The sequence below is a fragment of the Maribacter sp. TH_r10 genome, from assembly GCF_033101095.1.
GTDB classification, from domain to species: Bacteria; Bacteroidota; Bacteroidia; order Flavobacteriales; family Flavobacteriaceae; genus Maribacter_A; species Maribacter_A luteus.
The window spans coordinates 568,945-587,735 of the sequence record NZ_JAWMPY010000002.1 but is presented as its reverse complement, the minus strand read 5'-3'; the positions used below and the strand labels follow the sequence as shown (position 1 = coordinate 587,735).

Below are 18,791 nucleotides of genomic sequence, written 5' to 3'. Positions count from 1 at the left end.
AAGGCAATTTCGAAAACTGCTTGGAATGAAAGGTTGATCTACATAGCAGTTAAAGTGTCGATTGCTTCAACCTCCCCTTCACTAAGTCCTTTCAAATAAACAGGACCTATTCGAACCCGGACCAGCCGTAACGTTGGAAAACCAACGGCAGCGGTCATCTTACGTATTTGGCGAAACTTACCTTCAGTTACGGTAATACCGATCCAGGAGTTGGGACGATGCCTGCCAATTCGAATTTTTTTGCTGGCTACGGGTAAAAATTGGGGTGCTTCAAGCGTTTTTACTTTACATGGTTTTGTTGTATATCTTTTTCCTTCAAACCCGATTTCGACACCTTTTTGTAACGTTTCCATGGCTTTTGTGGTAATTTCACCATCCAACAGGGCATAATATTCCTTTTCCGTTCCAGAACGGTTGATCGTATCGCTCAATTTTCCATCAGTGGTCATAAGCAATAATCCCTCAGACTTTTCATCCAATCTTCCAATGGGCATAATTCTTTCAGGAAAATTATATAATTCACCCAAAAACCGTTTGGTTCGATGCTGCCGGGCCTCATTGGAGGATAATTGACTGAGCATCCCAAATGGTTTATAAAGTTTAAAATGTTGGTGTTCTTTTATGGGCATCTAATTACAAAAATAGCAAAGGTTGTTATATCGTAACTTTATAAGTTAAATCTTAGGTAATTTATTTGGATAACTGAGGTTTCATATTGTAATTTCAAACTTTATTTCATCAAAAACAGCGGCAAGTCCCTGCTTGGAAAGTAATCTATTAAAAGCCAATACATTGTCCTAAAAAATTTAGAAGGGTAAGAATTCCCCAGCAGCTGCTGAACAAAATAAAACAACACAATTGAAGAAATGAAACTTATATTCAAAACAATTCACTTAAAAAAAAGATTTCCGCTACGAATTAGTCGTGGATTGGTCACCGGATCGGACAACCTCTTTGTGGGGGTAACCAAGAACGGAGTTACCGGTTGGGGTGAAATGGCACCATCTTCTACCCTTGGAAATGAATCCGCCGAAGAAGGTCAACAGTTACTTGAGCAGTTTTTCAATACTGGAATCGATCAACTATCCATAACTGAAATTTATGAGAAGGGGAGGGAATTCGGTTTACCAATGTGCGTGTTGGCTGCTTTGGATATTGCGATGTGGGACGAACTGGCAAAAACGGCCAAGCTACCCTTATACCGACTATTCGGAATTCCCTTGCCTAAAGTGGCCACTTCGGTGACCATAGGGATAAATCCCCCTGAAGTCGTAAAAGAACGCATTCCATTATTACTTGAAGGAACGGGAGTGCGCTTTTTAAAGGTGAAATTGGGATCTAAAGATGGTATTGAAGCTGATAAAGCCATGTTTTCGCAAGTTATAGAAAGTACAAAGGATTATAATGTTGGATTACGCGTTGATGCCAATGGTGGTTGGGATGTTGACCAGTCTATTCATATGATGAAGTGGTTGGCCGATCTAGGCACCGATTATGTGGAACAACCTTTGGTTCATGGAAGGGAAGAAGACCTTCCTTTCATTTTCAAAAACAGACCGCTACCTATTTTTGTGGATGAGTCCTGCTATTTTTCATCCGACATTCCCCAATGGGCCGATTCGGTCGATGGGGTAAATTTAAAGTTGATGAAATGCGGTGGTCTAACAGAGGCCCTGAGAATCATTGCTACGGCCAAAGCCTTTGGTCTTAAGACCATGATAGGCTGTATGGGGGAATCCTCGTTATCCATATCGGCAGGAGCGGCCATAACCGGACTTTTGGACCATGTGGATTTGGATTCCCACCTTAATTTGGACCCCGATCCTTTTTCAGGTGCACAAATGATAGATGGGGTGATTATGCCAACAGAACGCTACGGTCATGGAGCTATTTTAAAAGAAGAATTTTAGATTATGATAGGAAAAGAAAAGAAATTGGCCATTTATATGGAAGGTAATTTAGACTCCATTTATGCCAAAATGGGGTATGGGGTTATGCGTTATTCGGAAAACCCGATTGTATGTGTCATCGATTCTGATTATTCAGGTAAAAAAGTGAATGAGGTCACAGACCAACCTTTCCAAATCCCGATTGTTGCCTCAGTAGAGAAAGCCATAGAGATGGGTGCGGAAGTCATGGTTTTAGGACTGGCCCCAACAGGTGGCAAGCTACCCGATACCTGGGTCAACGATGTTGAGAAGGCGTTGACATTGGGTATGTCATTGGTTAATGGACTTCATGATCTTCTTGGTGAGCGTTTTGCCCATCTTTTGAATACCGATAAACCCGAACAGGTTATTTGGGATGTACGCAAACCATTGACCGACTACGCCATTGCTAGGGCAAGGGCAAGTGCTTTGACCAACAAAAGGGTACTTATGGTAGGCACTGATATGGCCGTGGGTAAAATGACCGCAGGCCTGGAAGTCTATAAATGGATTAGGGAACAAGGGATTTCCTCTGATTTTCTTGCTACGGGCCAAATCGGTATAACCGTCACAGGCAAGGGTATTCCTTTAGATGCGATCAAAGTTGATCAAGCTTGTGGTGCTGTTGAACATTTGGTCCTTGAAGCCCAAGACAAGGATATTGTTTTCATTGAAGGACAAGGTTCATTATTGCACCCCGGAAGCACGGCTACCCTGCCCTTAATGCGGGGAAGTTGCCCTACACATCTTATTTTATGCCATAGAGGGGAAATGTCAACCTTACGGGATGTAACCGATATAAAAATCCCTCCCTTTAATGAAGTCATAAAATTGAATGAGGCCGTAGCACATGCCTGTGGCTCCTTTCCAAAGGCAAAAACGGTCGGAATTGCCGTGAACACAAGTAAACTCAATGAAAGTGAGGCACTTCAGGTTATTGATAAGATAGAGAAAGACACGGGTTTACCGGTAACCGATGTCGTGCGCTTCGGAGCGGAAAAGATTGGTCGGGCATTATTGTAATTCAAATTAATGGAAGCCACAAAGAAGTAATATAGCTTCATAGCGATTTGATTACTCAAGATTTTTTGATCGCATTGATGTTTTTGGTTTGTAGATAAATGAGCTGAATACCATTACTTATATGTAACTTCGATATTCTTTTTCGACGTAATTATGAACATAAGAACCAAAAGAAGGTGGAAGATCATTAGAAATTATATGATTAGCTGGACTTTGGCCTTTCTTTTCCTGGCCATAATTCGGGGTGTGGGTACGATTGAATTAGGTTCCATTAATTTTGAATTAAAGGAAGCATTGATTATTTCCTTTACTTTCGGCCCTTTTTTCGGTGCAATATCAGGATATGTCCAAAATATGACCGAAAAACGATACAATCAACGGGTTTCTGTTTATAGATTGATAGGTTTTCGGTTACTCTACGCGGTTTTGTTTCTGTTCTTTTTGGTCTTTATGGCCTATATCATGGTTACCCAACTTTTTGGTGAAGCACAAGGATTTATGGCCTTTGCCTTTGAACCGGGTATTATCCCAATTTACTTCTACATCCTGACCATTGATATCTTTATGCTTATTTTAAGACAGGTTAATTTAATGCTAGGGGAGAATAACCTTTGGAAATTATTGCAGGGTAAATTCTACACCCCTAGGGAAGAGGATCGTATTTTTATGTTTTTGGACCTACAATCATCAACAGTGCATGCCGAAACCCTAGGCCATATTTTGTACAGTCAATTAATTCAGGATTGCTTTAATGATTTGGGGGTGGTCGTTGAAAATGAAGCGGAAATTTACCAATATGTAGGTGATGAAGTAATCCTTACGTGGGAATTGAAAAAAGGGTTGCGCCATCAAAACTGCCTTAATGCTTATTTTAATTTCAAACACAGACTCAACAAAAGGAAGACCCATTACCAAACCAAATATAATTGTTTACCTTTCTTTAAAGCGGGAATGCATTCGGGTAAAATTACGGTCACGGAGGTAGGTAAATACAAAAAAGAGATTGCTTATCACGGGGACACCATCAATACAACCTCACGTATTCAAGGTCAATGCAATGCGCTTCAACAAGAGTTATTGGTGTCCCAACAATTAAAGGATCAATTGAATCCTATTGGATTCGAATTCAATGACTTAGGTAGCATACCGCTAAGGGGAAAGGAAAAAGAAGTGGTCGTATACGGGGTAACGCAGACTTCCTTAAATCAAAAAGTCCCGACGTTACCGTCAGGACTTTAATAAACCAACCACTAAACTTAATGTAATCTGTAGAATTAAAATTCTTTTTCATAGCAAATTACCTCTCTAATAGTCGTGCTTTTTTCATACACCTTACAAATTATACGATTAAATACCCGCTTAATTTATGATTACCTATCAAAATAGATATTTCCAAAGAACATAAAACGCTATATATAAAAGAATTAACAGATTTTTGAGAATCGATTTACCTAAAATAATGTAATTTAATAGGATAAGATATCCGATAATAAGTAAAAAATGAAACGAAGAAGTTTTCATGTGATATTAGGCTTTGTGATAATTTTATTATGCGGTTGTGGTGGCACTAAAAATGCAGAAAAGATCAGCCTCAGAACCCAACAAATTGAGACCCTTAAAAATGTCGTGGATGCTAAATCTTACACGATTGAAGTAAATACGGCATATCCTATGCAAACTTATGCGGTAACCCGAGTTACCAATGCCTTATTGCAAAATACAGGAAATTCAGCTTCGCGAATAAATGTCAATGGCAATTTTATAGAAATAAAGAACGACAGCATAAAAGGGGTATTATCCTATTTTGGGGAGGTAAGGACCGTTAATTCATACAACCCCAGGGATGGTGGAATAAATTTTGAAGGCCTACCTACCACCTATGAAGTTACTGAAAATGAAAAGAAACAAACCTTGAACATAGAGTTCGATATCAAGAATAAGATTGAGCCTTATAATGTTATTATCCAATTATATCCTGATAAAAGCGCAACTGTAATTGTAAACAGTCCTTATCGTACTTCTATACGGTACGATGGCACCTTAAAACCATCCGAGGTCGAAGAAAATCTTTAGTTCGGGTGATCGTACTTTGTTGCAGTGTGTTAGTGCAGTATTAAATCTTCCTGCAGTGATATATTTCAATATTTTTTGTGATACTTTAGCTTAAGATCAACTCAAACCAAAAACAAAACCGACTTAAACAAAATGACTACACTTACACGCCCCAAAATCCTGTTCTTTGACGTAAACGAATCCCTATTGGATTTAGGTGGTTTAAAAAAAAGCGTTGGTAAGGCACTTGAAGGCCGTGAAGATTTAATGCCGTTATGGTTTACGACCATGTTACAGTATTCCCTTGTAATGACAAGCAGTCGTCAATTCACCGATTTTGGAACTATTGGTGCAGCGACCTTGAAAATGGTAGCCGCGAACCACGGCATTCAGTTGTCGGAAGAAAAATCCAAAGAGGCTTTAAACCCGATGTTGTCCTTACCCGCACATCCAGAGGTAAAGGAAGCTTTGAAAAACCTTAAGAATGCAGGGTATACTTTGGTTTCGTTGACCAACTCTTCAAATGATGGTGTAAAGGCACAATTCGCAAATGCTGGGTTAAACGGTTATTTCGACGAAATGTTAAGCGTTGAGACGGTTGGGAAATACAAACCGGATAGCACGGTTTATGATTGGGCCGCTAAAAAAGTTGGGGCACAACCCCATGAATGTTTAATGATCACTGCCCACGGATGGGATATTGCCGGAGCAATTTGGGCTGGTTGGAGAGGGGCTTTCATCGCCAGACCGGGCCAACAATTGTTCCCCCTGGCACCTTTGCCCGAAATCAATGAACCGGACCTTTTGAAAATTTCGGAAAAACTTATCGCCTTGGACAATTAGCCCAATACTCCCTAATTTCAGGAAAAACACCCAATTAAATTCGATACGTAAGGAATTACGCTACACAGGAATTTCTTTTCAAGAGCATATATTCCCCATTTTTCTTGAATTCCCTGATTGAAGTACCAACATAGCGCTTAAAGGTCTTGGACAGGTGACTAACATCGGTAAACCCCAAGTCATCCGCAATTTCGGTTAACGTATAATCAGAATTCAGCAATCTGATTTCCACTAATTTCAATTTTGCTTTGAGTATATATTCCCTCAGTGACATATGCACCTGCTTCCTAAAATACTCACTTACATAAGTGGGGGACATTAGAAAGGTCTTGGCCAAGTTTTCAACCTTTAAAAGTTCAGGCTTATCCAAATGCTCGTTGATATAAGCCAATATTCGTGTAATTCGATCATCGGTATTGGCCTTGGGTAAATCAAAATAAGTACTTTTCTTAATGTTTCTGATCAATATCTCAAGAATACTGGTCATAAGGCTAGTTATTAAATTAATGGATTCATCCCCATAATTCCTCGACTCCTGTAAAATCATCCCGATAAGGTTCTCCATATATTGCCTATCCATATCATTTTTTATGATATCACCGGGCAATTGGTTATAGTTGGACAAAATATAGGAAGCTTCTTTAAACCATTCATCCCTATCTATGGTGGATCTACCAACATTCTTAAAAAACGAATCGGTAAACTTTAGAAATACAAACTTAGTAGGCTTTTCTATTGTAAATGAATGACACTTTAATGGAGGCAAAAGAAAAAAATCATTCTTTGCATAAGTGTATTCATTATAGTTGATACATTGGGTTCCCTTTCCTTCTTTGATGAAAACCAATTCGAAAAAACTATTCTTAACCGGACGTTGTTTCCAGTCATTTAACTCAATTTCTTGTATATCAAAAGGTTTTTTTGCCTCAACAAACTCCATTTCTATCAATTTAATAGCCAAAATTAAGGTTAAAATCTCTAAAAGTTCTGTTAAATCACATCACAAACCTTTTAATGTACATAAGTAACCTCGATTTATACAATTTATGGGATGAGGGTGCTATTTATATTTGCCCTATAATTAAACAGTAATAAGCATAAATACTTTATTTAATGAATACTCCAAACATTTCAAAAGAAGAAATACTGAACGCATTTCAATTTAGACATGCGACCAAAGAATTTGACCCTACCAAAACCATTTCGGACGAGGATATGAGGTTTATCCTGGAAACCGCACATTTATCCCCAAGCTCATTTGGTTTTGAACCTTGGCATTTCATTGTGGTACAAGACAAGGAATTACGTGAATCGTTAAAGCCGGTGGCTTGGGGAGCCCCTTTAAAATTGGACACGGCGAGCCATTTTGTATTGGGATTGAGCATGAAAGCCCCAATGGTAAAACATGATTCGAAATACATCATGCACATGATGAAAGACGTAAAACAATTGCCCGAAGATGTTATTGAAATGTATTCCAAATTTTATAGGGAATTTCAGGAGCGCGACTTCAATCTCGACAGTGATAAAAAGTTATTCGACTGGGCTTCAAAACAAACCTATATCTCCTTGGGTAATATGATGACCGCTGCCGCCTTAACAGGTATAGATAGTTGCCCCATCGAAGGTTTCCACCAAGAAAAAGCGGAAGCCCTTTTAAAGGACAAATTCGGTGTAGATACAAATAAGTACGGGTTGTCGTTCATGGTAGCTTTCGGTTATAGAAAAGCGAATCCTGAATTTGGAAAATCTAGAAGAAACTTTGAGGATATCGTTACTTGGAAGTAAACACATCCATCTAAAATAGAACTACCATGAAAGCAATAGGATACAAAGAGAATCTTCCGATAGAAAATAGTAAATCGTTACAAGACGTGGAACTGGCCATGCCAAAGGCCACGGGTCACGATATACTGGTCGAGATAAAGGCCATTTCGGTCAATCCGGCCGATTATAAGGTACGTGCCGGAATGCCCGTTGAAGGCGACGACTGGAAAATTATTGGCTGGGATGCTACCGGAACCGTAAAGGAAGTAGGAGAGGACGTTAGCCTGTTCAAGGTGGGGGACGAAGTTTGGTATGCTGGCGATTTTACACGGCAAGGAAGCTACGCACAGTTTCAAGTCGTCGATGAGCGCATTGTGGGCAAAAAACCGCTAAGCTTGTCTTATGCAGAAGCTGCGGCACTGCCCCTGACTTCGCTTACGGCTTGGGAAATGTTGTTCGATAGATTGGAAGTGGCCAAAACCGATGCCAACAAATCCATTTTAGTCATAGGTGCCGCCGGTGGTGTGGGGTCCATTTTGGTACAATTGGCCAAAAAGCTGACAAAACTGAACATTATCGCTACCGCTTCACGTGAGGAAACTACAGCTTGGTTAAAAGAATTGGGTGCGGAAACCGTAATCAACCACAGGAATAAATTAAGTGAGGAATTTGAAAAATTCTCACTTCCCGCCCCGGAATACGTGGTAAGCTTAAATGCAACGGAGCAACATGTCGACGAAATTGCAAAGCTGATCAAACCCCAAGGTAAATTTGGATTTATAGACGACCCAAAATCATTGAACGTGATGCCTTTTAAAGGGAAGGCGGTTTCTACACATATCGAGTTGATGTTTACCCGTTCTATGTTCCAAACAGAGGATATGATCGAGCAGCACCACATTCTTGATAAAGTTTCCGAATTGATTGACAACGGCACTATAAAAACCACTTTGGGGGAAAACTTCGGAACCATAAATGCCGAAAACCTTCGTAAGGCCCACGTGTTTTTGGAAACGGGAAAGGCAAAAGGAAAGATTGTTTTAGAGGGATTTTAAAAATCGATTATAAAAATGAAAAAGAATATTTTAGTTGCATTCGCACTACTTGTTGGGGCATATGCAAACGCTCAAACACCAACGACAGACGATATTAAGTCTAAAAACGAAGTTGTAACCGCAGACCAAGTAGAATGGGGATGGCTAAATCCCTTACGAGGCGATAAGAGTCCGGCTGCGGGTAAACTATGGGGAGACCGTACCAAAAATGGTCCAGCGGGATTTTTAGTAAAATTCAAAAAAGGATTTTCATCGCCGCCTCATATTCATAACATAACGTATAGGGGAGTAGTCATTAAGGGGCTATTGCACAACGATGATGAAAATGCCGAAAAACAATGGCTTCCGGCAGGTTCATATTGGCAACAACCAGCAGGTGAAGCCCACATTACTGCTGCTGATGGAGAAGATAACTTAGCATTTTTAGACATTCAAGAAGGTCCGTATTTGGTGAAACCAACATCCGAAGCTTATGATAATGGAGAAAGACCCATCAATGTCGATAAGACAAATATGGTTTGGCTAAATGCCAACGATATCCAATGGGTGTCCGACAAAAGTAATGTAAAAACCGCATTTTTATGGGGAAGCCATGAAGCTAATCAGCTACGGGCAACACTTATAAAATTGCCTGCAGATTTTAAGGGAAGTATCAAAAACTTAAGTCCCAATTTTAGAGCAGTTGTTATTTCTGGCAAGGTAACCCACCAATTTTCTAAAAAGGAGGCTGAAAATGCCTTAGAACCAGGTTCTTATTTCGGTGCCGAGGAAGATGCAGAGCCTTTGTTGGGTACAGATACAGAAACCGTTATTTACATCCGCTCTAATGGGGATTTTGAAGTGAAATAAACCATAAGAATTATTATGAAAAGTAAAGAAGGGGAAGACAAGTAGGTATTTCCCCTTTTTTGTTTTAATTTTTAAGCAATGGCAAGAACTATTTTAGAGAACATCGTTATACAACAATACAAAGACCAAACTTTCTTTTCGTTTTGTGAGTATACCAACATTCGTTTTTTTGAAATCCTATATTTCGAGAAGGGTAGTGGCAGTATAAAAATAAATGGAAAAACCGTTAGTTATTCTCCCGACAGTGTTTTTGTATTTATACCGGATGATATTTACATCGTAGAACCGAAAACCGCTACAAGTACCATTGCCATTAAATTCTTAAAGAGTTTTTTTAGAAATACCAGTGCGGTAAACCAAGAACTTCCTGTAAACGATTGGTTTCGTAAAATCGAAGAAATCTTGAACAGCGAAAGCCATCAATTACGAGAAATGCAGTTTGAAACGGCTTCGGATAGAGCGCATCTTATATCGCTTACCAATATGGTTGCTACCGAGTATTTAAATAAATCATCCCATGATATTTTTATCATTCAAAATTCATTGTCTGTAATTCTGCATTTAATTGCACGCAATATTAAGTATTTAAACGCTTCTGAAGTAAAGGAAGTTAAGTCCTCCAAAATTCAGCAAATCATCAATTACATTCATTCCAACATTTATAATGCTGATTTGTTGACGACCAAAAGTTTGGCCAATGAGTTTCATATGGCCGATAATTACATTAGTGAGTACTTCAAAAAACATACGGATGTATCGCTCAAAAAATACATCATCAATTACAAATTGAAGTTGGTAGAGACACGTTTAAAGTACACCGATGCACAAGATTCGGAAATTGCTATCGATCTTGGTTTTACCGATTCTAGCCATTTAAACAAGATCTTTAAAACCTACCGAGGCATTAGTTTAAGTGCATTTAAGGCCAATCTGGCCTAAGTCATTACCAGAAACCTTATTTTTTACCAATACCTCTGGTTTTTCTACCAAAATAAAGCTTGGGTACCCAGGTAACTTTGTCCTGTAATCATAACAGAACAATAAATAACCTAAAACTCAAGAATCATGGAATACAAGAATTTTCAAACATTTACGGCAGAACAAAAAGGAGGAATTTTAACAGTGACTATCAACTTTGGTCCTGTAAACGTACAAGGGCAAGAAATGCTGGCAGACTTAAGCAGTCTTTGTTTGCGATTAGAACGGGATAGAAGCGTAAAAGTAGTAGTTTTTGAATCTTCAAATCCAGGATATTGGGTATGTCATTATGATACCAACTTGCTTAGGGACATGTCTACAGAGGCCGTACCAAGAAACGAAGTACAGCTATTGGACTTACAGTCTGTTTTAGAAAGATTGAGCAATTTACCACAAGCAACCATAGCAAAAATTGAAGGTTTTGCACGTGGTGGCGGACACGAAATGGCGTTGGCGTTGGATATGCGTTTTGCGGCGAGGGAAAAAGCAAAGTTTATGCAAATGGAAGTAGGTATGGGCATTTTACCTTGTGGTGGAGGCGCTTCACGTATGGCAAGACAAACCGGTTTAGGAAAAGCACTGGAAATTATTTTAGGTGCAAAAGATTGGGATGCAGACGAAGCTGAAAAATTCGGAACTATTAACAAGGCATTAAATGCAGATGAGATCGGACCTTATGTAGATGCCTTGGCTGAACGTATCTCCAAATTTCCAGCAGATTCTATTGCAGCTAGCAAACGTGCGGTTTATGCGTCTATAGACTTGCCAATTAAAGAAGCATTAAAAGAAGAAGCTTACCAGTTATTTCAGGCAACAAGCAAAACGCCTGCCATCAAAAGATTCACCTATGCAGATGAAAATGGCGCTCAGTTTGACCATAACAATCAAAAGAACTGGGAACAAATGGTGATGGATATTCAAGAAGTAAATTAATAATGCTGAGCGCATTGCGCAATGCGCTTTACGCCAAACGCTTTCCAGTTTTTACATAGAACGGGAAGCGAGTAGCGCACAACGAAAAACAAACAACAATTAACGAACAACGATTAACGATTAACGATTAACGAATAACGAATAACGAAAAATAAAAGAAGATTAGATATGAAAGCAATGTTATTGAACAGTTACGGAGAAAATGCAAAATTCGAGGTTTCAGAAATTGACAAACCGCAAGTAAAGGCCAACCACGTATTGGTAAAGATAGCGGCATCTAGCGTAAATACGATAGACACGATGATAAAGAACATGGGCTCCGATTTGCCCTTATCTCCTGCTACACCAGCCTTATTGGGAATGGATTTCTCAGGAACTGTGGAGTCTGTTGGCGATGGAGTAGAAGGTTTTAAGGTAGGCGATGAAGTGTACGGTTGTGCTGGCGGATTAGCCGATTTACCAGGAACCTTAACCGAATATATTGTAGCGGATAGTAAGCTTGTAGCGCACAAACCAAAAGGGCTAACCATGCGCGAAACCGCAGCCTTGCCATTGGTGGCCATTACAGCTTACGAGGGTTTGACTAGGGCTGGCGCAAAAGCAGGACAAAAAGTATTGGTACACGGTGGTTCCGGCGGTGTTGGTCACTTAGCGGTACAGTTGGCAAAGTATTTTGGAGCAGAAGTTTATGCAACAGGAACTGGCGAAAACCAAAAGGAAATCGTCGAGAAATTTGGCGCCACGTTCATCGATTTTAAAACTGAAAAAGTAACTGATTATACCGCAAAATATACCGATGGTGGTTTTGATGTGGTTTTTGATACCGTGGGTGGTGCAAACCTGAACAATTCTATTGAAGCAGTTGCCTTAAACGGACATATTTCTACTACAGTGTCATTATGTGAGTTAGATTTAACTCCGTTGCACTTTAAAGGAGCATCATTACACGTGGTATTTATGCTAATACCCATGTTGCACAATTTTAAAAGAGAGGAACACGGCAATATTTTAGAGCGTTTAGCTGAAATTTCCAACGAAGGATATTTAACTCCAATAGTAGATGAAAACAAGTTTTCGTTAGAACAAGTGGGTGACGCTTACGCACATTTACAAAGCGGCAAAGCTATTGGCAAAATAGTAGTTGAGAACTAAAACAAATAAGGATTTGCAATGTATCCTTATGGTTGATTGGTTGTGCTAAATGCCTCTTCTTAGAGGCATTTTTCTTTGAGGGATATCAAAACCTTATTTTTTACCAAAACAACCCTTTTTACTACCAAAGGCAAGCAGCTGTTCGTGCTTAATTTTGTTATAGATAAAAACAATAGCAGTAGCTATTCTTAAAAATAGATATTATGAAAACAATGGAACATACAAATGCACTTGCAGAAGCTCGTGCTCTAGAAGTACCATCACGAGAATTATCATTACGACGAGATCCATCCGTTTCTCAATTTTGGAATGAAAACCGTAAATTGTTAGAAGCTGCTTGGGCAGAGTGGGAAATAGAAAATAAGGACGATTTACTAGTTCCTGACGAAACTTTGCTTGACCCGCGTTTACGTAAAGCAATTAAAGACGCTTGGGAAAATCCTGAAAAAGAAGCTGCTGTAGCCGATTTATGGGAAGAAATTATTCCTGGAGTTTATGAAACGCAATTTTTCGATTTAGAGCGTTTGGCAGATTTTAGAAAGTATTTAGAGGATGCTGTAATTTCAGGAATTCCAAAACGTGCACCTTACGGTATTCAATTAAATCGTTACGGGATGATGTTGGATCCTCGTTCTGAAGGTCACTTTGCGGCACCTAATTTTCAGGCATTTTATAACGATATGATGGACCGTTTTATGCGTCCGATAGCACGTTTGTTATTGGGAACTTATGGTTATGACAACCAAACATTTGGTTTCTCGATCCAGTACAATCCAGATAAGGACAAGGATTTACATGCTCATACCGATGCTTCATCAGCAACTTTAAATATCAATACCAATTTACCTGATGAAAAATTTACAGGTTCGGTAGTAGATTTTTATGATAAAGCTTCTGGTAAAACGGTACAAACTAAGTTTCAACCTGGTAAAGCTATTATCCACAGAGGCAATGTACCACACGCAACACATCCAATAGAAAGTGGGCAACGCAGTAATTTAGTAGTTTGGTTGTATGGTGATAATATGCAAATTCCTAGAGGAAGTACCAGCAGTTATGGAAACATCAGTAGTAATACCATTAAAGATGTCGCTCTGGAAAGCGTTACAGCTCGCCAACGGTGGAGTTTGCCTGATGGTCCTAAAGATACCGTTGCACCGTTTTAACGGAGTAGGAGTAGTGCACTAAGTAATTTTAATAAGCAGTTCACTATATTAGAGAATCAATAAAAATGGAAAAACTGGCAATACCATTGTTGCCAGTTTTCATCATCATAAAAAAACACCATGAAACATATATTAATAACAGGAAGCACGGACGGCATAGGCAAATTATTGGCCTTGCGTTTAGCCAAAGAAGGGCACTTTATAGCCATTCACGGTAGAAGTGATGTAAAATTAGCCGCTACAATAAAAGAAATCAAAGAGCAATCTAACAATGAAAATGTTATAGGCTTTTTAGCGGATTTTTCAGACTTAAATGCAGTGAAAAAAATGGCTAAAGAAGTTGCCGGGAAGATGCCGATAATTGATGTTTTGGTCAACAATGCAGGTGTCTTAATTACAAACAACAATAGTGGTACTACAGATATACGATTTACAGTAAATTACTTTGCACCTTATGTATTAACTAACGGATTGTTGTCTAACATTAAAGCATCAGAAATAGCACGAATTGTAAATCTAAGTTCTGCAGCGCAATCTACCATAAATATACAGGCGTTAGAAGGTAAAACAGCTTTGGGTGCCAACGAAGCTTATGCCCAGAGTAAACTGGCATTGACCATGTGGAGTTTTTATTTAGCGGAACAAGAACCGTCAATTATAGTAGTGGCGGTAAATCCGGGTTCATTATTAAATACCAAAATGGCCAAAGAAGCTTACGGGCAGCATTGGTCTCCTGCAGAAAAAGGGATTGACATTTTGTACAATTTAAGCATGACAGATTTAGTAAAAACTGGTCAGTACTTTGACAACGATAAAGGCTTTTATTCAGATGCACATCCCGATGCCCACAATAAGGAGGAAATTAAAAAATTGATAGATACAACAGAAACTATTGTAGTCCATTAGGGATAATGAACTAGTGGTTACTTCTCAAAATAACCGACTGTTTATCGCACTGCAAATTCAACCAATTCATGTTATGTTAATATTTTTCAACCTTAAATGATATGTATCCAAATAAAAACACAAGAGCTTGCAAACCTAATTAGGCAAGCAAGCTCTCTTCCCATAAACAACCAAAACTTCCTAATTCAAGGAAGCCAATAATTTTTCAGCAACCAATTCAGATGAAGCCGGATTCTGACCGGTAATCAAGTTACAATCTTGAATGGCATATGGTGCCCAATCATCGGTATTGGAATAAGAAGCTCCGTTTTCAATAAGCATATTTTCAAGTAAGAAGGGAACAACCTCGGACAATCCTACCGCTGATTCTTCTGAATTTGAAAATCCGGTTACTTTTTTCCCTTTTACCAATCGGGTACCATCTGCGTTTTTAACGTCTTTCAGTACCGCTGGGGCATGACATACAAAAGCAATCGGTTTTTCCTGGCTATTGAATTTCTCAATCAAGGCAATGGAATTTTTATCTTTGGTCAAATCCCACAATGGTCCATGTCCGCCTGGATAAAAGACAGCATCAAAATCATCCGGATCCATATCGGCCAAAACTTTTGTATTTGCTATTTTATCTTTGGCAACAGCGTCATTATTGAATCTGTCCGTAGCAGCAGTTGCGGCATCAGGAGCGTCGCTACTTGGGTCAATCGGGGCAGCACCCCCTTTTGGGGTAGCAATCGTTATATCGGCACCTTTATCCAAAAGTTTGTAATATGGACTTGCGAATTCTTCAACCCAAAAGCCTGTTTTCTTTCCTGTATCCCCTAATTTATCATGGGATGTTAATACGAACAATATTTTCATTTCTTTTTCTTTTTTAATTTTTTTCCCACCTATAATTCCACACGCAGATCGTGTGCTATCAATAAGCCATTTTTACGATTTTTTCAACTTTATCCGGACTTAAGGATTGATGTTCCCCTAGGCCCAACCAACCACGATTTGTAAAGCGTTCCGCTATTTTTTCGGCAGTTCCTTCATAATCCTTGGTATAATCAGAAAGTTTGGTATCAATTCCCAATTCCTTGAAAAAGCCTTCTGTTTTTTCAATAGCGGCATAAGCCTTATCATCGATACTACCTTCAGATATGTTCCATACCCTCTCGGCGTATTGTGCCAATTTTTCTTTTTTGTCCTCAAAATTGAATTTGTAATGGCTTGGTGCAATCACGGCCAACGTACGAGCATGGTCAATACCGAACAAAGCGGTTAGTTCATGTCCCATGGCATGTACGGCCCAATCTGTGGGTACTCCTTTCTGAATCAATCCGTTTAAGGCCATTGTACAACTCCACATAAAGTTCGCAGCGGCATTATAATCTGTGGGATCCTTTAGGACTTTAGGCGCTACCTCAATCAAAGTTTGTAAAATGCTTTCGGCAAAACGATCCTGTAACAAAGCGCCAACAGGGTAGGTCATATATTGCTCCAACACGTGCGTGAAAGCATCGGTAATACCATTTACCAATTGCCGTTCGGGAATGGAAGTGATGACTTTTGGGTCTAAAATGGAAAATTCCGGAAACAATCCTGGTCCGCCCATAGCCAATTTCTCTTTAGTCTCGGCTCGGGTAATCACCGCTCCTGAATTCATTTCCGAACCAGTTGCGGGCAAGGTCAATACCGTTCCAAAAGGCATCCCTTTTGCAGTTCTGATATTCTTGGTCAAAATTTCCCAAGGAGTATCCCCATCATAAACCGCGGCAGCGGAGAGAAACTTGGTGCCATCAATTACAGATCCACCACCCACTGCCAAAAGGTAATTGATATTCTCCTCTTTAATCACCTTTAGTGCTTGCATTAAAACGGCATATTCCGGATTCGCCGGTATTCCTCCGAACTCAATGGTATCTATTTTAGATAAAGCTGTTTTTACTTGGTCGTAAATACCGTTTTTCTTAATACTACCACCTCCGTAGAGCATTAAAACTTTGGCATTTGCAGGAATTTCTTCCTTAAGTTTTTCAATCGTATCCTTGCCAAAAATTATTTTGGTAGGGTTTTTAAAATCAAAATTATTCATCTTCTTTTTCTTTTTTTCTGATTATATATTTGGCGACAAATTGACTAATCAATAACGGTAACCAAATCTTCGGTAGGTTTTCTCACTTTTACAAGATTTACCAACCAATCCTTGTCTTCTTCCCTATACCCTAATGGCAACAATACTGCACTGCGTAATCCTTTTTCACGTAGTCCTAGGATTTCATCAACTGCATTGGGGTCGAAGCCTTCGATTGGGGTGGCATCAACACCTTCAAAAGCTGCTGCGGCAATAGCTTGGGAAAAAGCGATATACGCTTGTTTTGCTGCATGGTTGAAATTTTCTTCCGTATCTTTTTGAGGATAAGAGCTTAAAAGCATCTGACGATAATTTTCCCATCCCTCATTTTTGAATCCACGAATTTCATTCGTTAAATCGAACATATAATTAATGCGTTCCTCGGTGTAAGTATCCCAAGCCGCAAACACCAAAAGGTGTGAACAGTCGGTAATAACGGACTGGTTCCAAGCGACGGGTTTAATTTTTTCCTTAATTTCTTGATTGGTAACAACAAAAATCTCAAAAGGTTGCAAACCACTTGAAGTAGGGGCCAACCGAGCCGCTTCTAGAATGCGGTCCACCTTTTCTTGTGGTACTTTTTTACCGTTCATCGCTTTAGCGGCGTATCTCCAATTCAATTTATCTAATAATTCCATTCTTTAGTTTATTTATCGGGTTTATTCTATTTTTATAAGTTATCTGTATCAGTCTAATTTAATACTGTCCCAAGCTGCCCTATAGGCTTCTTCTAAATCCATTTTATCAATGGCACAAGCACCACGTTGTTGCATGATCATTAAAAATGACAATGGGTTTATGGCGTATGCATAGAGTAGATAGTCCGAAATGGGCTTTATTATGCCCTCTTTTTTTCCACGATCCCATAATTCAAGTAGGGGCTGTAAATGTTTTATTCCCTCCTTACGGCTAGGTTCATCGATCATTGGTGTATTATCACATTGCGCCAAGAAAAGGGCTTCTTCACATTGTTTCAACTTAAAATCGGCGATACGTTTCCATATCATTTCAAACCCTGTGCTTACGGACATTTCTTCCGAATAGGTCGCAAAGGCATAATCGGTAAAAGCACTTTTGACTTCCAAATAGGCTTTGTTCACCAAATCCTGTTTGTTTTCAAAATATAAATAGATCGTAGCAGGGGAGACCTTCGCCATTTTTGCGATTTTGGACATGGGCGTTGCATGGAACCCATTGTTGTTCACCAAATTAATGGTTGCCCTGATCAAGGCATTACGTTTGTCTATGCTTTTTTGAAGTTTAGCCATCTTTTTGATTTACCCTACAAAGGTATAAAAAATGAACGTTCATTCTTTTTTTTAACAAAGATTTACAAATTCTTCTAATTGAAAACATTTTAAAAAAGTAAATATGTTCTTTACTCAATTGAATATTAACCCTTTATCAAATTTTCCATAAAAATTCAATGAACATTGTTCATAAATTGATGACGGAAAGCTTAAACCAAAAGGACCAAACCTATTACTTTTGCGGCCTTTAATAATCATGGAGAAACTCAAGATAGGTGACAAACTATATAATACCAGACAGGACGGATTTTCCGATTTTGTCCGTTATACCTTTTCTGAAGTTGTAGCACTTACAAAGACCTTGGCCGTGTTAAAAAATGGAGTAAAACTAATTAATCAGCCCAAAGAATCATATATAACAGAGGATGTTGGTTATTCAGTTAACCGTAAGAAAGGGGTGCATTGGCACTTGGTCTCCATTGAAGCAATACGAAATGCCCAGGTGGAAAATGAAAAAATAGCAGCCCATGATTGGTTCGAAAACAAAGAATTCTCACTAGAAGAAAAGGTATGGGTCTACAAGCATTTCAAGAAAAGAAACTCCTAGAATTGGTTTAAACCCTATCGGAATTATTACTGTCCTTTGTTTTAATCAATTGATAGAAAACTAGAAAACTTTCAAATCTGAAAATGGGTATGTTTTTTGGGTGTTTCAATTATATAATGAATGATTTCCATTACGTATACAGGATCAATTATCACATTCACTTTTC

At 38.9% G+C, this 18,791-nt stretch carries 20 protein-coding genes; 14 read left to right on the top strand and 6 right to left on the bottom strand.

Going from position 1 to position 18,791, the window contains the following annotated elements; translation table 11 throughout:
• Nucleotides 1-38 precede the first annotated feature (38 nt).
• Nucleotides 39-629, bottom strand: coding sequence for a pseudouridine synthase (locus R3X28_RS07945; RefSeq protein ID WP_282054911.1), 591 nt, complete (start codon nt 627-629; stop codon nt 39-41).
• 237 nt (nt 630-866) lie between these two features.
• Here R3X28_RS07945 and R3X28_RS07940 point away from each other — a divergent pair, with 237 nt between their 5' ends.
• The 5 genes from R3X28_RS07940 (at nt 867) to R3X28_RS07920 (ending at nt 5,846) form a co-directional block, all read left to right on the top strand.
• The gene (locus R3X28_RS07940; protein ID WP_317663857.1) at nt 867-1,910 is read left to right on the top strand and encodes a dipeptide epimerase; all 1,044 of its coding nucleotides are present in this window, start codon (nt 867-869) and stop codon (nt 1,908-1,910) included.
• 3 nt (nt 1,911-1,913) lie between these two features.
• Entirely contained in the window at nt 1,914-2,951 is a 1,038-nt protein-coding gene (locus R3X28_RS07935; RefSeq protein WP_317663855.1) for a DUF1611 domain-containing protein, read from the top strand.
• A gap of 153 nt (nt 2,952-3,104) precedes the next feature.
• Nucleotides 3,105-4,190 (top strand): adenylate/guanylate cyclase domain-containing protein, encoded by a 1,086-nt coding sequence (locus R3X28_RS07930; RefSeq protein ID WP_317663853.1) that lies wholly within the window; start codon nt 3,105-3,107, stop codon nt 4,188-4,190.
• Between the two features lie 261 nt (nt 4,191-4,451).
• Nucleotides 4,452-5,024 carry a DUF4251 domain-containing protein gene (locus R3X28_RS07925; protein ID WP_317663851.1) on the top strand — a complete coding sequence of 191 codons (573 nt, stop codon included), beginning with the start codon at nt 4,452-4,454 and terminating at the stop codon, nt 5,022-5,024.
• 132 nt (nt 5,025-5,156) lie between these two features.
• On the top strand, nt 5,157-5,846 hold the full coding sequence (locus R3X28_RS07920; RefSeq protein ID WP_317663849.1) for a haloacid dehalogenase type II: 690 nt from the start codon (nt 5,157-5,159) through the stop codon (nt 5,844-5,846).
• 55 nt (nt 5,847-5,901) lie between these two features.
• Here the strand turns inward: R3X28_RS07920 and R3X28_RS07915 are convergent, their stop codons facing one another.
• Entirely contained in the window at nt 5,902-6,786 is an 885-nt protein-coding gene (locus tag R3X28_RS07915) for an AraC family transcriptional regulator (protein WP_154365465.1), read from the bottom strand.
• 173 nt (nt 6,787-6,959) lie between these two features.
• On the opposite strand from R3X28_RS07915, the gene R3X28_RS07910 reads away from it, so the two are divergent.
• The 8 genes from R3X28_RS07910 to R3X28_RS07875 all read left to right on the top strand — a co-directional run bounded on the left by R3X28_RS07910 (nt 6,960) and on the right by R3X28_RS07875 (nt 14,652).
• A complete protein-coding gene (locus R3X28_RS07910; protein ID WP_317663846.1) occupies nt 6,960-7,634 on the top strand; it encodes an NAD(P)H-dependent oxidoreductase in 675 nt (224 codons plus the stop codon).
• A gap of 26 nt (nt 7,635-7,660) precedes the next feature.
• Nucleotides 7,661-8,668 (top strand): zinc-binding alcohol dehydrogenase family protein, encoded by a 1,008-nt coding sequence (locus R3X28_RS07905; RefSeq protein ID WP_317663844.1) that lies wholly within the window; start codon nt 7,661-7,663, stop codon nt 8,666-8,668.
• Between the two features lie 15 nt (nt 8,669-8,683).
• Nucleotides 8,684-9,517 (top strand): DUF4437 domain-containing protein, encoded by an 834-nt coding sequence (locus tag R3X28_RS07900; protein WP_317663842.1) that lies wholly within the window; start codon nt 8,684-8,686, stop codon nt 9,515-9,517.
• 78 nt (nt 9,518-9,595) lie between these two features.
• The gene (locus R3X28_RS07895) at nt 9,596-10,456 is read left to right on the top strand and encodes an AraC family transcriptional regulator (RefSeq protein WP_317663841.1); all 861 of its coding nucleotides are present in this window, start codon (nt 9,596-9,598) and stop codon (nt 10,454-10,456) included.
• Nucleotides 10,457-10,582: 126 nt separating this feature from the next.
• Nucleotides 10,583-11,428: an enoyl-CoA hydratase/isomerase family protein gene (locus R3X28_RS07890; RefSeq protein ID WP_317663839.1), complete on the top strand. Its 846-nt coding sequence runs from the start codon at nt 10,583-10,585 to the stop codon at nt 11,426-11,428.
• Between the two features lie 168 nt (nt 11,429-11,596).
• Complete coding sequence (locus R3X28_RS07885) at nt 11,597-12,580, top strand: zinc-dependent alcohol dehydrogenase family protein (protein WP_317663837.1); 984 nt, start codon at nt 11,597-11,599, stop codon at nt 12,578-12,580.
• A gap of 203 nt (nt 12,581-12,783) precedes the next feature.
• On the top strand, nt 12,784-13,746 hold the full coding sequence (locus R3X28_RS07880; RefSeq protein WP_317663835.1) for a 2OG-Fe(II) oxygenase: 963 nt from the start codon (nt 12,784-12,786) through the stop codon (nt 13,744-13,746).
• A gap of 120 nt (nt 13,747-13,866) precedes the next feature.
• Complete coding sequence (locus R3X28_RS07875; RefSeq protein ID WP_317663833.1) at nt 13,867-14,652, top strand: SDR family NAD(P)-dependent oxidoreductase; 786 nt, start codon at nt 13,867-13,869, stop codon at nt 14,650-14,652.
• A 180-nt stretch (nt 14,653-14,832) separates the two neighbouring features.
• Here R3X28_RS07875 and R3X28_RS07870 read toward each other — a convergent pair whose 3' ends face one another.
• The 4 genes from R3X28_RS07870 to R3X28_RS07855 are packed head-to-tail and all read right to left on the bottom strand — an operon-like array spanning nt 14,833 to nt 18,036.
• On the bottom strand, nt 14,833-15,510 hold the full coding sequence (locus tag R3X28_RS07870) for a type 1 glutamine amidotransferase domain-containing protein (RefSeq protein ID WP_317663831.1): 678 nt from the start codon (nt 15,508-15,510) through the stop codon (nt 14,833-14,835).
• A gap of 58 nt (nt 15,511-15,568) precedes the next feature.
• A complete protein-coding gene (locus R3X28_RS07865; protein ID WP_317663829.1) occupies nt 15,569-16,729 on the bottom strand; it encodes an iron-containing alcohol dehydrogenase in 1,161 nt (386 codons plus the stop codon).
• Nucleotides 16,730-16,773: 44 nt separating this feature from the next.
• The gene (locus R3X28_RS07860; protein ID WP_282054921.1) at nt 16,774-17,406 is read right to left on the bottom strand and encodes an NAD(P)H-dependent oxidoreductase; all 633 of its coding nucleotides are present in this window, start codon (nt 17,404-17,406) and stop codon (nt 16,774-16,776) included.
• A gap of 48 nt (nt 17,407-17,454) precedes the next feature.
• The gene (locus tag R3X28_RS07855) at nt 17,455-18,036 is read right to left on the bottom strand and encodes a TetR/AcrR family transcriptional regulator (protein WP_317663827.1); all 582 of its coding nucleotides are present in this window, start codon (nt 18,034-18,036) and stop codon (nt 17,455-17,457) included.
• 238 nt (nt 18,037-18,274) lie between these two features.
• Here R3X28_RS07855 and R3X28_RS07850 point away from each other — a divergent pair, with 238 nt between their 5' ends.
• On the top strand, nt 18,275-18,625 hold the full coding sequence (locus R3X28_RS07850) for a pyruvate kinase (protein WP_282054923.1): 351 nt from the start codon (nt 18,275-18,277) through the stop codon (nt 18,623-18,625).
• Nucleotides 18,626-18,791 lie beyond the last annotated feature (166 nt).

Bases quoted from the DNA above. Each gene is read 5' to 3' on its own strand.
- R3X28_RS07945 (WP_282054911.1), bottom strand. From the start codon at position 629: ATGCCCATAAAAGAACACCAACATTTTAAACTTTATAAACCATTTGGG.
- R3X28_RS07940 (WP_317663857.1), top strand. From the start codon at position 867: ATGAAACTTATATTCAAAACAATTCACTTAAAAAAAAGATTTCCGCTA.
- R3X28_RS07935 (WP_317663855.1), top strand. From the start codon at position 1,914: ATGATAGGAAAAGAAAAGAAATTGGCCATTTATATGGAAGGTAATTTA.
- R3X28_RS07930 (WP_317663853.1), top strand. From the start codon at position 3,105: ATGAACATAAGAACCAAAAGAAGGTGGAAGATCATTAGAAATTATATG.
- R3X28_RS07925 (WP_317663851.1), top strand. From the start codon at position 4,452: ATGAAACGAAGAAGTTTTCATGTGATATTAGGCTTTGTGATAATTTTA.
- R3X28_RS07920 (WP_317663849.1), top strand. From the start codon at position 5,157: ATGACTACACTTACACGCCCCAAAATCCTGTTCTTTGACGTAAACGAA.
- R3X28_RS07915 (WP_154365465.1), bottom strand. From the start codon at position 6,786: ATGGAGTTTGTTGAGGCAAAAAAACCTTTTGATATACAAGAAATTGAG.
- R3X28_RS07910 (WP_317663846.1), top strand. From the start codon at position 6,960: ATGAATACTCCAAACATTTCAAAAGAAGAAATACTGAACGCATTTCAA.
- R3X28_RS07905 (WP_317663844.1), top strand. From the start codon at position 7,661: ATGAAAGCAATAGGATACAAAGAGAATCTTCCGATAGAAAATAGTAAA.
- R3X28_RS07900 (WP_317663842.1), top strand. From the start codon at position 8,684: ATGAAAAAGAATATTTTAGTTGCATTCGCACTACTTGTTGGGGCATAT.
- R3X28_RS07895 (WP_317663841.1), top strand. From the start codon at position 9,596: ATGGCAAGAACTATTTTAGAGAACATCGTTATACAACAATACAAAGAC.
- R3X28_RS07890 (WP_317663839.1), top strand. From the start codon at position 10,583: ATGGAATACAAGAATTTTCAAACATTTACGGCAGAACAAAAAGGAGGA.
- R3X28_RS07885 (WP_317663837.1), top strand. From the start codon at position 11,597: ATGAAAGCAATGTTATTGAACAGTTACGGAGAAAATGCAAAATTCGAG.
- R3X28_RS07880 (WP_317663835.1), top strand. From the start codon at position 12,784: ATGAAAACAATGGAACATACAAATGCACTTGCAGAAGCTCGTGCTCTA.
- R3X28_RS07875 (WP_317663833.1), top strand. From the start codon at position 13,867: ATGAAACATATATTAATAACAGGAAGCACGGACGGCATAGGCAAATTA.
- R3X28_RS07870 (WP_317663831.1), bottom strand. From the start codon at position 15,510: ATGAAAATATTGTTCGTATTAACATCCCATGATAAATTAGGGGATACA.
- R3X28_RS07865 (WP_317663829.1), bottom strand. From the start codon at position 16,729: ATGAATAATTTTGATTTTAAAAACCCTACCAAAATAATTTTTGGCAAG.
- R3X28_RS07860 (WP_282054921.1), bottom strand. From the start codon at position 17,406: ATGGAATTATTAGATAAATTGAATTGGAGATACGCCGCTAAAGCGATG.
- R3X28_RS07855 (WP_317663827.1), bottom strand. From the start codon at position 18,036: ATGGCTAAACTTCAAAAAAGCATAGACAAACGTAATGCCTTGATCAGG.
- R3X28_RS07850 (WP_282054923.1), top strand. From the start codon at position 18,275: ATGGAGAAACTCAAGATAGGTGACAAACTATATAATACCAGACAGGAC.